General features: G+C 51.9%; 8 protein-coding genes. 4 read left to right on the forward strand and 4 right to left on the reverse strand.

What is annotated here, in order from left to right; all coding sequences use genetic code 11:
* From D0C36_RS15745 to D0C36_RS15760, 4 genes are all read right to left on the reverse strand, one after another.
* Window positions 1-447 carry a hypothetical protein gene (locus D0C36_RS15745; RefSeq protein WP_147322016.1) on the reverse strand — a complete coding sequence of 149 codons (447 nt, stop codon included), beginning with the start codon at window positions 445-447 and terminating at the stop codon, window positions 1-3.
* A gap of 11 nt (window positions 448-458) precedes the next feature.
* Complete coding sequence (locus tag D0C36_RS15750) at window positions 459-788, reverse strand: DUF4134 domain-containing protein (protein ID WP_117392554.1); 330 nt, start codon at window positions 786-788, stop codon at window positions 459-461.
* 254 nt (window positions 789-1,042) lie between these two features.
* Window positions 1,043-1,537 carry a hypothetical protein gene (locus tag D0C36_RS15755; protein WP_117392555.1) on the reverse strand — a complete coding sequence of 165 codons (495 nt, stop codon included), beginning with the start codon at window positions 1,535-1,537 and terminating at the stop codon, window positions 1,043-1,045.
* A 268-nt stretch (window positions 1,538-1,805) separates the two neighbouring features.
* Complete coding sequence (locus D0C36_RS15760; protein WP_158557126.1) at window positions 1,806-5,354, reverse strand: PKD domain-containing protein; 3,549 nt, start codon at window positions 5,352-5,354, stop codon at window positions 1,806-1,808.
* Between the two features lie 253 nt (window positions 5,355-5,607).
* Here D0C36_RS15760 and D0C36_RS15765 point away from each other — a divergent pair, with 253 nt between their 5' ends.
* From D0C36_RS15765 to D0C36_RS15780, 4 genes are all read left to right on the forward strand, one after another.
* A complete protein-coding gene (locus D0C36_RS15765) occupies window positions 5,608-8,619 on the forward strand; it encodes a hypothetical protein (protein WP_117392557.1) in 3,012 nt (1,003 codons plus the stop codon).
* Entirely contained in the window at window positions 8,619-9,710 is a 1,092-nt protein-coding gene (locus tag D0C36_RS15770) for a DUF928 domain-containing protein (RefSeq protein WP_147322017.1), read from the forward strand. The genes D0C36_RS15765 and D0C36_RS15770 overlap by 1 nt, the downstream gene beginning before the upstream one ends.
* A 100-nt stretch (window positions 9,711-9,810) precedes the next feature.
* Window positions 9,811-10,122: a hypothetical protein gene (locus D0C36_RS15775; RefSeq protein ID WP_147322018.1), complete on the forward strand. Its 312-nt coding sequence runs from the start codon at window positions 9,811-9,813 to the stop codon at window positions 10,120-10,122.
* Window positions 10,123-10,129: 7 nt separating this feature from the next.
* Window positions 10,130-16,756 carry a hypothetical protein gene (locus D0C36_RS15780; RefSeq protein ID WP_117392560.1) on the forward strand — a complete coding sequence of 2,209 codons (6,627 nt, stop codon included), beginning with the start codon at window positions 10,130-10,132 and terminating at the stop codon, window positions 16,754-16,756.
* Window positions 16,757-16,761: the final 5 nt, after the last annotated feature.

Raw genomic sequence — 16,761 nt, forward strand, 5'->3', positions numbered from 1 at the left:
TTATTTTTCCTGGGTTTGGTTTTCGAGATATTCGGCGATCATGCCGGTGACGGCGTGGCGCAGGGCGGGCAGGTCTTCGTGTTCTTCGCCAAAACCAAAGACCTCAAAAATGGGTTCACAGGCACCGCTGAGATTAATGAGCTCATAGGTGAGGATGCCGCTGCGATTCATCTGCTGATGGGTTTCCGGGAACTCGGCTTCCAGGAGTTCGCGCATCCAGCTAAAGCGGGATGGCCGGAGGTCGCGGGTGAGTTCTTCGAGGCAAAGGGCTTCGATCACATAGTTCGGGCGGTTCTCCTTTTGCAGGTCCCCGATCAATCCGCTGATGGAGTCTACTTTGCTGCTGAGGTAATGGCTGAGGCGGTGGTCTTCCTGCAGGGCGATGAGCAGGTCGGTATGGTGCTGCACCATATAGCTGTGTAGCTTGCCGGCGAGTAAAGTTTTCATAAGCATTGATCTTAAAGGCCGAAGAATGATTTGATGATGGTGGCCACGACCACGAGGAAAATGCAGGAGCCGAACCAGGCGGCGGCTACTTTGGAAGTGTCCTGGTCTCCGGCATTCCATTTGGAATACACCTTGACGGCGCCGATCAGACCGAGTATGGCACCGATGGCATACATGAGGTTGGTGCCGCTTTCAAAATAACTGCGTACCTGGGTGTTGGCCTGCTGGATGCCGGCGTTGCCATCCTGGGCTTTGGCCAGCAGGTAAGCGGCGGTTAATACTATGCTGAGGGCAGCGGTTTTTTGGGCTTTGCCCCACGATTTTCTTTTGCACGTTTTCATCTTCACTATCGTTTTTTCGGGTTAATATTTATTTTCATTGGCCCTCAGGAGGGCTTCGCCGTTTTGTTGATTTTTGGACAAGGTTCCCCTTACCCGCTCCCGAGGCTATCGGGAGGGGCGGGAAATCTGGCTGCGTCCGTAACCCATCCTTTCGGTTGATGGCTCTACAGCACGGGGCCGGTGCAGCTTATTCTGTTGTTGTCAAATTCCCCTCGATGGCCCCGCAGGTCGCGGGGCCGGGGAAGGCACGGGTGCTATGCGCTCCACCACGTATCCACTTCACTTTCACTCAGCAGTGCCGTGCCGGTTCTTTCGCATTCGCCGGCGATGAGCGCATTGATCTTTTCCCGTTCGGGCGTAAAAGCGACGTCGGGATAGTCGTTCAGGAGTTTTTTTAGCTTGGGTATAAGCATGGCGGGAGCAAAAGCTTCATCGGAAGCCTCATCGATACATGCATGTAAACGTACGGCGAGGCTGCGGACAGGCCCTTTAAATTCTTCTTCAGCAATTGCTTCCTGCGTGTTATCTGTGGTTCCGGATTTTTCGGTCGGTAACTGTTCCTCCGGCTGGTATTGCAGTGCGGCAGGTAGTTCCCCGGCACGATCGGTTTTGCCGGACAGACGGTTGAGGATGTCGCGGATCTCCGTACGGTAATATTTCCATGCGATGAATGCGTAACCTGCCAGCGCAGCTATAAAGCAGGTTGTGAAATAAAGGGTCCAGCTGATGCCGTTCAGTATAGAGTTCATAGTTATTTCCTTGACGAACGGGGACCTATTTCCCCGTCGTTTTCAGAAACAAAAGTGCATTCTTTACCTATCCGCTGAAACTTCATGATGATGTTGAAGTCCGGTGTTTTTTTTGAAGCCTGTTATAAATCAGAGGATTAGATATTGACAGGCGGACACGCCCGAAGATGCACGGACTGAAGGATGAGTTTGTTCTTTCTTTTTTTTAATAAAAGGAATAAGGTCCGGATCTCCGGTTTGGTGTAAGAGGTTCATTTGCCGTAACGGCTTAACGGAGAAGCGTAATATTGCCTGACTGGTTCGGATAACCCGGAACAGTGATCACATAATAATAGACACCTGTCGGCAGAAGTTTACCTTTCCAGGTACCATCCCAGGCCCCGCTGTTAGCCCTGAGATGAAAAACCTCAGTGCCCCAGCGTGTACAGATCCGGAGATCGGCGCCGGGGTAGTCTTCCATATGTTTAATGTTCAGCAGGTCGTTAATGCCGTCCCCGTTGGGAGAAAAACTGTTATTGATCTCTATAAGCAGCCTGACATTTACGGTAATGCTGCCGTAGGTATCGCAATATCCGTCAGTGATATGATAATTGTATACAGTGGTTTTTCCGGGCGATGCCACCGGGTTTGCGACATTGCCTGAACTGAGCCCCTCAAGCGGCGTCCAGCTATATGTTATTCCCGGTTCAGTGCCGCCGGGGTTCAGGCGTACGCTTTGTCCGGCGCTGATGGAATAAGAGGTCGTTCCCGGAGCCTTTGGTGCGCTGCGTACCAGAATGGTCTGCCTTGCCGTGTCCGCGCAGCCAGCCATATTGGTAAAGATATAAAACAGTTCGTGTACCCCTGTCCCTGCTGTGGCAGCATCGAACAGACCGGCCGTGCTTACCCCTATGCCCTTATAAATGCCCGTACCGGGTTCTCCGCTGTTCTCTGCCCCTCCGGCTAAAGAAAAAGGAGCAGCATCAATGCATACAGGCTGCAACTGCGCAAATGTTGCATGCGGTTTTGCATATACAGTTATAGTTTGTTCAGTGGAATCCGCACAGATCCCGCCGGCGTAGGCGATCAGCCTGAGCCGGTATTGTTGTGTTGTTCCTGAGACGGGGTAGCTGAACTGATAGATCCGCCCTTCAGCGGGCTGGTCAATAACTTCTCTTTCTGCAGGCTTGTTCAGTGCATCTTTTACCCATACCAGGCGTCTGACAGAACCAAAATCCTGAACGGCTGACAGGTCGCGCACCTGCAGGGGCTGCCCCTCACAGATCCCGTTTTCTTGCAGCGGGCTGAATGATGCCCTGATCCGGCTGCTGCTGACCGTGACCATATGCGATACCGTATCGCTGCACCCTGCTTCGCCGGTCACGATAAGTTTTACGGTATAGTTGCCGCTGCGGCTGTAGTGATGCTTTGGCGATGCTTCGCCGGAGTAGTTATTCTGCGGCAGGCTCTGCCCGTCGCCGAAGTCCCAGCGGTAACGCAGTCCTTCGCCGGTACTTTTATCCGTAAAGACGGTAAAAGGATCCTCCGTGCAGGTCAGCGAAGCTTCAAAACCGGCGATGGCGGGTGCCGTGACCCTGATATTTCTGCTGACCGTATCCGATGTACAGCCCGCAGTATTGATCAGCACCATCCGTACCGTGTAACTGCCGGGCCCGTTATACCGGTGTGATACCGAGGTTTCTTCAAGTGGCAGTGATCTGGTCCCGTCCCCGAAGATCCAGACCCTTGATTTTATAATAAATGTTGTGGAGCGGCTGGTATCGCTCAAAACTGTTTCTTTGCCGGGGCAGGCAACAGCAGGAGCCTCAAAACCGGGATAAACGGCTTTGGTAATCTGCACAGTGCGGGTCTTTGTGGCCGTACATCCCGCAGCACTCGTAGTTGTCAGCCGCACCTGAAAGGTTCCTGCGCTGCTGAACTGATGAACAGGATTCCGTACCGCAGAAGAATTGCCCGCCCCGCTTGCAGGGTCGCCGAAATCCCAGATCCATGAACTGATGCGGTCCGTCGCAGGAGTACGGTCGGTGAAATTTGTACCGCTCGTACAGGCATCGGGAGCATAGCTGAAATCGGGAACGGGTAAAGCAAGTACTTTAAAATCAGCCTCTATGGTCTGGCTGCCGTTGCTGCATCCACCCATCGTTGTCGGGTAGGCGGCAATGGCTTTCAGGTGATGGGTGCCGGCGTTGCCTAATGCGGGCGTTTTCTGAAGGTCATAATTATAGACGGGTACACCATTCAGGTCGGTCATCACCGGGACAGGGGTATTGATGGTCTCCGCCGTCTCAGAGGGATCGGCCTGCCACGTAATGGAAGAAGCAGGGAAAGGCAGCGAAAGCCGGAACTTATACTGGTCATCAACGCAGGCCGAATCGATCGTCTCACCTGTTGTGGTCCGAACGGCCATGAGCGACTGACTGCTGCCGAGGTTGGTTCCTGCTGCGTAGGCGTAGGATTCCCACTTACCAAAACCGTAAGCGACAGCATTGAAGCCGTCATCGGCCTGCAGATGAAAAGTGCGTTGCGTGCTGTCTACAAGTAGCTGGAGATAAGCGTATTCAGGCGCCCCTCCAACGGGTTTAAAAGGTTGGGCCGGTAACTGTCCGTTGATGCGGAAGGACGCGGTTGCCGCACTTTTCATGAACACATTGATATACTGCTCCTGAATGTGTTCCTTATTGGAGGAAAAGAGCGTGATATCCTTTATACGATACTCTGCCGGATTGAGGATCACCATGTCCGGATCGCTGTAACTTCTGTCTTCATCTGCCATACGGGGGTCCATACTGCAATCCTGCGAGAAGGCGAACTGGGCCACTTCAACGGGCTTGCTGGCCTGTATGAGGGCGGCCTCTTTCAGCGGGCGGTAGGTGGTATATACACCGCCCGCATTCAGGGTGGTGATGATCGTACCACCGATACGCAGCACCGTGTTGTCTTCCTTGGCGATTACCGTGACGCGCTGTCCTGCGGTCCTGACAGGGTTGGCAAAATTAGGGCTGGCGGTGCTGAAGGGTACGAAGCCGTAGGTGTATCCCCAGCTTTCGGGTGGAAGCGTCTGCTGGAACAACGGGTCAACGGTACCGGTGAAATCACAGTCCACACCTGCGGCCAGTCCGCTGCTTCCTGAAAACATCGCGAAATGCTTACAGGCCGAGGTCTGGTCGTCCACCACGGCGATCCATCCCGTAAGCGTAACGTCATTGAGTAGTTCATACACATCACCGGGATTCGCCAGTAAAATACCTCCCGGTATGTAATCGCCGAACGGCGTGATAATGCGTATGCGGGTATCGGGTTCCGTTGCCACCAGCAGCATGAAATTTTTACCGAGCCGGTGCTGTGCATAGTTCATGCTGTAATATTTCTGGCCCAGTGCGTTTACGGGTAGCAGTAATGCGGCTGCAGAGCGCTGCGCGGCATAAATATGTGTATAAACCACAATGGCGGGCTGTCCGGCGTCAGTGGTGATATGGATACCCCTACCCGGCAGTACCCGGTTACCTTCGGCGTCTTCTATATAAATGCCGGGCCTGGGTACCAGAATTTCCGTGACGCCGTTCGCAGCAACGGTGAAATGCTGCGTAAAAGAACCTGCGGTTACCGTTCCGGAGGATGCCTGGTTACTGGTGATAAAAATACTGAATTTGGCAAGCGCTGCGGACCCGTCAGGGTTTACATCCGGCACGTGCGTAGGAAAGGCGGTCCAGAACTCATTACCTGCATTGCTGGTTACCTGGGCGGCAGCGCGGATGCCTGACAACAGGACGCAGCTGAGGATAATGAGCGGGACAATATAACGGAGGCTTCTGAACAAGGTACCGGACTGATAAGGTTTGATGATAATTTTTCAAAAAGCAATTAATTGCATTGCCTGAAAAAATAAAAATAGGACTTTGTACGCTATTTTGTTACAAAAGTTTCTAAGAACGTTATAAAAAAATATTTATTTTATTTTTTGCGAAAATCATTTGCATGTAACAGCTCTTTTACATTATTTTACGTCAGTTATTCAGGCACTTGTCTTGCACGGGCCTGGATTTTTACTAAACCTTACACGACCGCCCTGCATGAAGATAGCTTTTTTTTGCTTATTGAGCGCAGCTGTATGCCTGCTGCAACCATTGCGGGGCAGGGCACAGCAAATACCGGCAAGCGCTGACTCCGCGCTTACCAGACAATATCTTCACCAGCTGATGTCCCTGCCGGGAATATCCGTTTCATTTTTAAAAACCGATACGTCGAAAAAACGGCTGCCCACTGTCCTGATAAAAAATGCGGCTGACAGCCTGCGGGGATCGCTGAAAGCAGCCCTGAAAGCTCCTGTCCTTACGAATCCTTTAAAAGGCCTCAAAAACCTGCCGGCAGCTGCGGCTGTTCCTTCGGCGGGTGATCTTAAAAAGGAAATGGCAGCGAAACTGCCGGGTAATGCCGTTGTTTCCCGTCTGAACGCGACTTCGAAACGCCTCAGCGGAAGTGCGGCTTCCGCCATCGGCGGCATCCGGAAAAAAGCGGATATCTTGAAAAGGCAGCCGGTCATGTTTGACCTTGCGCTGGAGGATGCCGTCCGTTATAATCCGGTGTCCGCGCTGACCGGCCTCAGCAGCGGCGATAAATTCATCAACGTGGTCAGTGTACGCGGTACGGCAGCCGTCTTTGGCGTGCCTTTGAATATCGACCTTTCCACTCAGCCCCGTATCGGGGCCACCGGTCAGATGAACGGGAACGCTCTTTTCAAATTTGATCTTGATCCTGATGCCATGAAAAGCATGCTGACGAGCGAGATCGATGAGTACCGGAAGATCGGTGCTTCATCGCTTGCCGGCATGAACATGACCGATTATGCCAGAAGCAGGCTCGGCGCGGAGCTGACCCGCGGGAAAGAAATGATGAACGGGAAGAAGCCGAATGCGCTGATCGCTGCTTATCTGGATAAGCCGGGCAAAATGGCGGAGCTGCTCTCATCTTCAAAGGAACAGATCCGAAATAAGATCATGGATGAAGCTACGCGGCAGGGAAAAGCAGTTACCGGTGCACCTTCACGCCTGCTTCCGGCCGCCGCGCTACCGGGGCTTCAGCTGCTGAATGCAAAGCAAAGCGAACTTTCCGCTATCGGCAATAATACAAAACTGACAGCATACCTTACCTCTCCGGATAACCGCTCGGCGCTTCGTCTGATGAATGAGGAACAGATCGCGGAAAAGATCCGCGGCCTGCAATATCCGGAAGATAAAGAGCAGTTACCGGAATACCATTATAACGCATTGACGGGGCAGTCTGCCTTTGATCTCGACGCTTTCCTTTCGGCGGTCAGCCGCAGCAGGCAGGCAGGCAGGGAGAGCGCGGTAAAGGATGCGGCAAAAGCGCTGATGATCGCTGCAAAACAGGATAATGTCATCGATCCGCAGAGGATCCTTTCTCAGGAACGTGCCGGCACGGAAAAGCAGATCGCCGGTCTTGCGGGAATGAACTACCTGCCGCTTGACCGTTCTTCCGCCGGGCCTGCAGCGCGCGTGGCGCTTTCTTATGCCGAACGTTTGCAGCTCGGGACACAGGCGGACAGTATAGCAGCCTCTATAGCAGGGCTGAAGCAGGAACTCAGTGCAAAAGGGATCGATGTCGATCGTTTGCTGACGGTACAGGCCCTGCTGGAGAAGGAGGGGGACGGGCAGGGGATGACCGAATACGCACGTTCGCTTTATACAAGAGGGCCTTCGGGTATGGCGCAGGGTCTGCTCTCTAAATTTTCCGCTCTTAAACTGGGTTCTTTCAGTAACCAGCCCTCTTCTCTCGTCAAAAGCCAGGATGTGCTGATGCAGGGCGGACATGTGACCCTGAATACCGGGAGGTATCCGCTGACCGCCGGTTACGGTACCGTCACGGATCTGAATTCTGCCAAAGATGCCGGTTTCAATGCATCGGTATTCAATCAGCAAAGGAGGATAACCTATCTGGGAACAGAGATCAGGAACCCGGTTTCAGGTGGTCTGAAATTTACGGTGATCGGTTCTGTCGGTGGAGGGTTAGAAAGCCGGAACTACGCGCTTCCGTCGATCTCCGGCAATAACGTCGCGATGACGGTTTCTAAAATGATGAAAATGGGAAAGGCCGGCGACCTGGATCTCGATGTCTCCCGCTCGACGACGCTTTTCAGTAATAAGTATCAGATCGGTACCGATCTTTTGCTGGACCGGAAGGCCGGCATGAACTATGATGCCGCTGCAGACCTTTTCAGCGCCATGTCTTTCGGGGCGGCCCATCATCTCGATCTGCCCGGGCAGGGGCTTTCCGAGGATGTCTATGTGAGTTATTCAGGTACGGGCTACCAGAATCCGGGTACCAGCGGGCCGGGTGGTGCGAGGACGAAATTCGGCGGCAATTTCCGGAAAGCTTTTATGGACAGAAAGCTGCAGGTGACCCTGCGTTCCGATTTCAATAACCAGCCTATCAGTTTTACCTCTGATGACAGGTGGAAGACCAGGCAGTTCCAGTTCGACGGCCGTTACCAGATGAGCCGCAAACTGAACTTTACCGCAAAATATACCATGAACAACACAGACAAGCGGATCGACGGCGTGTCGGACCGCGTGTACGGCTTTAATAAGTTACAGTTTGGCGCAAATGCCAATTATAAAATAGGCAAATACCTGTCCGTGAGCCGTCTGTTACTTTCAGGACAAAGCCTGAACAGCGGCGGGGCAGCGGTTACACCGGGCACAAAAATGTTTATGATGAATTATATGCAGAGCGTTGTGCTCGACCAGAATGTGCTGACGGCAAACGTGTTTTATAATAAGGAACTGGCGACGGCCAGCCTGATCGGGGATATGCTGAATGCAGATGCATCTTTACAATACAAACTGAGCAAGCGGCTGGGGCTTTCGTCCGGGCTGACCTATCTCAGTAATTCAAATACGGCAAGGCAGGCGGGGATCCGGCAGAACCTGACCTACAGGGCGAATGAGCGATTTAATATCTCAGCATTTGTTGACGCGCGAAAGAACCTGATCAGGCCGCTGTATCCTGATCTGTACGCTGCATGTCGTGCCGAACTAAGTTTACAATACCGTATCAATTACTGATGATGAGAGCATTCTTTACTTTTTTGTCGCTGTGTTTTTGTCTGTCTGTATCCGCTCAGGTAACGGTCAATTTTATTCCGGAACTGAATGGGCGGAACGTACAGGGCCTGCTCGGTTTCCAGCTGATCAATCCGAACGGTCCGGTGCGGGTGAGGGCGACGATCATCGTTTCCGAACGGGTCGCGGGTACAGTGATCCGTATCCGGACACCGGAATTTACGGCTGCTCCCGGAAACAATACGATACCTGAGGCAGCGGTCACGGGTGCTTCGGTGGAGTTCTCAGCGGATAAGACCGGCAACATGATCGCCCGTACCCGCATGCTGCCGCAGGGCGATTACGATTATTGTTATAATATCCGTTCAGTGAACAGCGATATGCCCGCAGAGGACCAGTGCTTTGCCTACACGCTTGAACCCTTTGCGGATATGAACCTGATAGAGCCCTATAACAGGGATACGATTTGTGATAAAAGACCCGTGATGACCTGGCAGCCACTGCTGCCTGCCGTACCGGGTGCAAGTTACCAGCTAGTGCTGAGCGAGGTCAAAAAAGGGCAGAGCCCGACCGAGGCGCTGAACTATAACCTGCCGGTACTGAACCAGCGGGACCTGTTCGCACCGGTCCTGCCTTACCCTGCCATTGCGCCGGAACTCGTTACGGGGAAAAAATACGCCTGGCAGGTAACGGCTTATAAAGAGCAGACCATCCTGTCGCGTTCAGAGGTGTGGTCTTTTGTGATGAACTGCCGTGATTCCGTGAAGAAAGCACCTGATTCAGGGGAGAGCTACCGCGATGTAGAGGATTTGGCGCGGGGTAATCTGTATGTGGCGAGAGGGGTTTTGCGCTTCGGGATCGGTAACCCCTACGGTGAACAGCCGATGAAGTTCCGTGTACATCCGGCTGATGATCCTTCCGGAAATATAAAGGGAATGGGGGAACATCAGCTGAAGAACGGTTACAACTATGTGATCATCGATCTGGCGGAGAACGGCCGTTTCCGCGACGGGAAATATTATATCATGGAGATCACCCTGCCGAACGGGGTGATCAGAACTTTAAGATTCAGGTATGAAGAGGTCAAAAATTAAATTATTGACGATGCTGTTATTTTCTCTGACGGCCTGTGGCCGTTCTGACCACGATTTCAGGGAGCAGCAGGACGCGAATATGCGGGTACAGGTGACACGGATGAAAAGTGACCCGGCAGACACCGCCATAGTTGCCTACCGGCTGAGGCTGGTGCCTTCGGCAACCTTCCGGACGATCCATCCTGACCTGGGTGCGGATCATTTCTGGTACCGGATGGACAGCTGCTTTTACCTGAATGAGAAAGGAAGGCCGCGCTACCCTTTGCTTGTGCAGCCGGTGGCCAACGGGGCGAAAGATAATTTTGAATATATACTTCAGTTCGGGCGTGAGATGCAGACAGACTCTGCGGAGCTTGTTTACAGTGACAGGGCGGCCGGAACAGCAACATACAAGTTTAAACTAGCTTATTGATAACCAGATGACCTTACTTTACAAAAGGCAGAGAACGATCGCACTATTTTTACTGGGCCTGGTGACCACCGAGCTGTTTTTGCCGCAGGCCGCACTGGCACTGACCTCGGGTCCGGCGCAGCCGGAAATGCAGGGTTTCCAGCCGGCAGGTGTCAGCGATATGGTCGATCTTTCGACAGGTGATTTTAAATATAACATCCCGCTACTTGATATCGACGGTTATCCGGTGAACCTGAATTATCAGTCGGGCACGGGTATGGATGACGAGGCCACCTGGGTAGGGCTTGGCTGGAACCTTAACGTCGGCAGTATCAACCGCCAGTTACGCGGGCTGCCCGATGACATGAAGGGAGATGAAGCGGAAACGGCACATTATACCAAACCCCATATTACCATCGGGGGGCGTTTGCGCGCGAAGGCAGAGATCGGCGGCAAAGAGTCCTTCGTAAAAGGTGAAGGGACATTTACGCTCGGTATCTTCAACGATAACTATACCGGTATAGGTGCTGAGATCGGTATAAATCCAGGTATCTCGCTGGGTAAACAAAGTGACGGTGCCCTGACCGCAGGTCTGGGCGTGGGGCTGATGTCGAGTACCGCATCCGGTGTGGACGTTTCTCCTTATATGAACTTCAGCATCAAGAACAAAGTGGATGATGCGATGAGCACCACGATGGGGCTTAGTGCATCCCTGGGTTACAACACGCGTGGTGGCATGAAAAATTTCACGCTGGGTACTTCCTACGGCTATTCTGTTACCAAGGATACGAAGAATACCGACCCGAATAAGAATAATTCCATATCTGATATGATGGATGTTGCCGGTTCCAGTATTTCTTATAACACGGAGCCGGTCCAGCCGGCGATACAGGTACCCTATAAGACCGATTATCTTGCGGTCAGCGTTGACCTGGGCGGGGCAATAGGTATCGGTTACCTCGGCGGGGGCGGGATGGGTTATCGTACGATCAGCCAGCCAGCGGCACCAAGCATCAAAAATCCGGCCTATGGTTTCCTTTATGCGGAAGCCGGTAAAAATATACCCAATGCGCTAATGGACTTTACCCGCGAGAAAGATGTGCCGGTGACACCGGAACTGCCCAAGCTGGCGTTGCCGGTGGCGTTGCCTGATCTTTTTTCCTTCACCAGTCAGACGGGCAGCGGCCAGTTCCGGCTTTTCCGCGGCGGGTCGGGCGTGTTCTTTGACCCCGCTAACGAGAACACGGTCAGCTCAAAGAATTTTGGTTTTGAGGCAGGTTTCGGCTCTTATTTTCACGGCGGTGCCTCTCTTTATGACCAGAAATCAAAGACGCGTTCCCGGAAGTGGACCCGTCAGAACAATTATCTGGCCGCCGGCGATTTTCAGTCGCCTTCTGATGCCAGCCCGCGCAGCCAGCATGTTTTCTTTAAAGAGATCGGTCAGCGGACGGCAGAGAGCCCTTCTCTGGCAAATCCGGTGAAAAGTTCCACGCCGGTGGCGGTAAAGATCGAAAGTGCGACCGCCAATAAGGCATTTGTGGAGGATGCATCGCTTTCGAAACTGGAAAAAACAGAAAGAGAGCCGCAGCGGACCAATATCAGTTATCTGACCGCAGCGGAATGTGCAACATCAGGTCTGGACAAAAAAATAAAATATTACGATTTCCTGCAGGCCGGCTCGGATATGGGGAAAACAGAACATGTGATAAACAGGGTTGGCGATTACCGGAAAGGGCATCATTTTTCTGAGATGACGATCACCGATCCCGGCGGCGGAAGGATGGTCTACGGCATTCCGGTATACAATACCAAACAGGCGGAATATACCTTTGCGATAGGAGCGGCAACAGACGGAGCATATACCCTTCTCTCGGGATCTCGTGATCAGGTCTCTCTCGCAGCCGGACTCACAGAGGCGCAGTTAGGAAAAAATAAGGGTATCGATAATTATTACCATAAAAGTACAACGCCGGCTTATGCGACCAGTTACCTGTTATCCGGAATATTGTCTCCCGATTATATGGATATATCAGGCGATGGGATCACCGATGATGATCAGGGAACAGCTATCAAATTCAATTACTCTTATATCCCGAAATTCTGCTGGCGTACCCCTTATAAAAATGCGACGCTGAACAAAGGGCTGATGGCCGATGCGGATGACGACAAGGCCAGTATTATTTACGGAGAAAAAGAGCTTTATTATGTGCATTCGATCGAGTCGAAAACAAAAATCGCCTATTTCATTACGGCGGACAGGGATGACGCTTTGGGCGCACTTGACCTGCTCAGCGGTAACAAGGGTACGGTAAAGCAGAAAAAGCTGGTAGAGATCAGGCTTTATGCCAAATCAGACCAGAGCCGGCCGATCAAGGTGGTGAAGTTCGATTATGATTATTCGCTTTGCCCCGGGGTCCCGAATACTGTGGGGGTCTCGCCTAATAACGGTAAACTGACCCTCAAAAAGGTATGGTTCGAATACCGCGGGGTGACCAAAGGCCAGTTGTTCCCTTATAAGTTCAGTTATCGTACTAGTGTGACCAAATATACCGGTGCCGCAGTGACCGGTGCGGGTTATGCCACACAAAGTACCGACCGCTGGGGCATTTACCGCCAGAACCTGGATAATCCGTTTTTCAATGCTTTGGGTAATGATGAGTTCCCGTACTCGGTTCAGAATCTGAGCGGCACCAATGCCGATGTGGTCCCGAGGGCGGGAGAGGCTGCTTCGCTCTGGCATCTGAGTCATATCGACCTGCCTACGGGAGGGGGCATCGATGTGGGCTACGAGGCCGATGATTATGCCTACGTGCAGGACAGGAAGGCTATGGTGATGACGCCGGTTGGTTCACTTATCGCAGAGAATGGCAACGCGGTCGCGGATGCCAGCCTGCATCTGGCAAAGGGTATACAGATCAGCCTGCCATGGGACCAGGGAGCAATGACTGAAGGAACAGAGTGGTTCAAAAAGAATTACCTCAACGGGTCGCCTTATATATATACCAAGTTTCTGGTTACGCTCGCTACAGGGCTGAGCAATGCAAAAAGCCGTACAGATGATTATGTAAGCTGTTTTGCTGAAGTGCAGAAAGTCAGTATTACCACTGCACATAAGGCGAATATCATTTTTAAGGACCGTACAGAATCAGGGATCACTATAAATCCGGTCATTCTTGCTGCATGGCAAAAGATCAAGGAAGAATACCCGCGCTATGCTTACCCGGGCTTTGACAGGAGAGTGGGGGGCGACGCGGCGAACCAGGATGGAAATGGTATTATCGCTGCAATAAAAACGGCCATATCCAATCTTTCAGAACTCAATAAAAATTTCTATCAAAGGGCTAATACAGCCAGTCCCAAACCTTTTGCCTCAACCTTCATCAAGGCCAAAAGTTTCGTTCGCATCGTTAAAGCAGACGGTCATAAGCTGGGTGGCGGCGTAAGGGTCAAAAAGATATCCATAAGTGACGGCTGGGCAGGCGGGCGAACTTACGGGCAGGCTTATGATTATACCGTAACAGAGGACGGGCAGCTGATCAGCAGCGGTGTGGCCAGTTACGAACCGGCTGTCGGTAATGACGAGAACCCGCTGCGCCAGCCCTTGTTCTACATGCAGCGCAATAAAGGCGCGATCAGCAATTTGCTGGATATTGAGGAGCCTTTCGGAGAATCTTTTTTCCCGTCGCCGTCTGTGGTATACAGCAGGGTGAGCGTTTCTGATCTGGATGCCGCAGGTAATGCTTTTCCGGCCGGTCCGACGGGTTATACCCTGAATGAATTTTATACAGCCAGGGACTTTCCGGTGCAGGTCCGTTCCACGGAATTACAGTCTATTCAGGATAAACCATCCAACAGTTACGGCATCGTTTACACGACCAGTGTACAGCAGATGACCATGTCACAAGGATACAGCATTGAGCTGAATGATATGCACGGTAAGCCAAAGGCTGTACGGACGTATAATCAGGCAGGGGCTGAGATCGCCTCTACGGTCACTTACTATAATACTTTGCCGCTGAACGGTTCTTCCATGAGGCTGCGTAATCAGGTGAGTGTGGCTGACCCGGAAACGGGTATCGTTAAACAAAATCAGGTGGTGGGAAGAGATATCGACTTTTTTACGGATTTCAGGGAGCAGGAAAATATCAACGATGGTCAGAGCATCAATATCGGTGTGGACATCATTCCGGCATTCGGATTTCCTATTCCTATTCCTCACTGGCCAAAGGGCAACAACTCAGAGTATAAGCTGTTCCGTTCTGCCTGTGCGGTAAAGGTCAGCCAGTATTACGGTGTGGTGGACAGTGTGGTAGTAAAAAATAACGGATCAAGTATCCGCACGGCGAATCTGGTATATGATGCCAAAACAGGGCAGCCGCTGGTTACCGCAACACGAAACGAATTCAAAAAGGACATATATTCGGTAAAGATACCTGCGTACTGGGGATATCCGGGCATGGGGCCGGGCTCCCGCGGTAACGGGATGGTGCTTGCCGGTTTGACGACCTCGGCTTCGGGGCAGCTGAGTTCAAATATGGATCCGTACCTCGCTTACGGTGACCAGTTCATTGACCTGCAGAGCGGCAAAAGCTACTGGGTCGTGCCGCGCAGGCAGACCACGCAGTATACGGACTTCGACATCAGGACGATCGTGGACCGCTATGGTAACCCCATGCTCTCATGGAGTTGTAATCATATAAAGGTTATCCGCAGCTCTCATAACCAGCTGGATGCAACGATGAATGAACTGGTCATGCTCAGAAACCCGGTCATCCCGGCTGACGGCGGATACCGGCTGGCGCTTGATCAGGGCGATATGACGGATATGCGGGTGATCAATGCATCGGCAAAAACCTATGATGAGAACTGGAATTCCGAACCGCCGGTCATTCAGCCGGGGCCTTCGGATGATCCGTATGATTTCAATATATATGTGGGCGGGCATAACACCACAACGCCAAATATTTATCTGAACAGCCAGTTATTGACACCAGGCGGTTCTAACGATCAGGGCAGGGTGAGTTTTTGGGCGCAGAGAGAAACTTATTCACTGATAGGGGATAAGTCAGGTGGTCCGGGCGCTTTATATTCCCAGGGAGGTAACGGGAACATGGGCATCTATACCAGATTTTACGCGCCAAGGGCAGGGTCTTATTATGTCGGATATGGCGCTTCGGCAACACTTGCCTTCTCTTTCAGCAGTATGTGCCCCGGAACCAACGGTTATTGGTTTGCCCAGAATGTACATGACAGCCCGAGGGCATGGCATATAACCTCTGTAACACTTCCAAAAGGATGGGTGACGGTCAGAATGGAAATAACCGGGTATGGTTCAGGAAATCCGAACGGCGCCGGCGTGGAGGTTTATGATAACACAAATACTGAAATAGAAGCTGCCAGTCCGCCGCTGAAGGTGCTGTTTTCCACAAACAATCTTACCGAGCTGAACAACAGCGCCATTGTATATACCCTTCAGAATGGTTCTACTTACTGGAAATACAGGTATTCAGACCTTTTGAGAACGCCATTGTCTCCATGCCAGCTACCGCCAGTGGGGATCAATCCGTATGTATATGGTTTTAAGGGTAACTGGAGGCCCTACAAAACAAAGGTTTTTCAAAAGAACCGTGTTTATACCAACGCCGTTCCGGGATCGGCCAACGCCCTCAATATAAAAGAGGCGGGTTATCTGTCAGGGTTTTATAATTATTATGCGAGGCCGGCGGATGGTACCGGTGTGTGGGGTCAGAACAACAGCCCCGAAATGTCAAACTGGGTGACCGCCAATACGGTAACACTCTATGATAAGTTCGGGCAGGAGTTGCAGAATAAGGATGCCCTGGGCCGAAACAGTGCCGCTGAATTTGACTTTAACGGTGAAATGCCGGCTGCCGTAGCCTGCAATGCGCGGTATCGCGAGATATATAGCAATAGTCTGGAAGACAGCTGGTTCCGGCCGGGTACCCCGCGATATATAGTAGCGCCGGAAAAAACGGAATTTGTGTACGCTAAAACGGGTGGCTATATCCAGTCGGGAGCGCAGAACAGCTATTCTCATACCGGTATGATGAGCGCAGCGCTGACACAGGATTCGCTGGTCATGAATACCCTTGTACATCTGTCGGATGAGAAACGGGACATTTACCTTGATATTAACGGGGATAAACAATTTGTTAAGAGCACTGACAAGGCCGCTTACACTACGGGCTTTCAGCCGTTACCGGCGAAGAATTATATGGTCAACCTCTGGGTAAAGGATGATGCGCCTTTTGATACCACTGCTAAGGTGAAGATGTTTGTCAACGGTCAGCAAAGGACACTCGGCACTAAAGCCCTCGTAGAGGGATGGAAGTTACTCGAAGGGTCTTTCACAACGCCTTCTTCCTCAGGACAGGCGCTGCAGGTCGCCTTTTATCCGTCAGTAAGTTCAACGGTATATCTGGATGATATCCGGATTCATCCGGTGGCGGCGATGATGAAAACATACAGCTATGACCCGTCGACCATGCGCCTGATGGCTGAACTGGATGAGAACGGTTTCGCCACCCTTTATGAATATGATACACAGGGTACGCTGATCCGTGTAAAAAAGGAAACGGAACGCGGGGTGATGACCGTTAAGGAGACCCGCTCTTCACAAAAAAAGACATTGTAATATGA

The organism is Mucilaginibacter conchicola (assembly GCF_003432115.1).
GTDB classification, from domain to species: domain Bacteria; phylum Bacteroidota; class Bacteroidia; order Sphingobacteriales; family Sphingobacteriaceae; genus Mucilaginibacter; species Mucilaginibacter conchicola.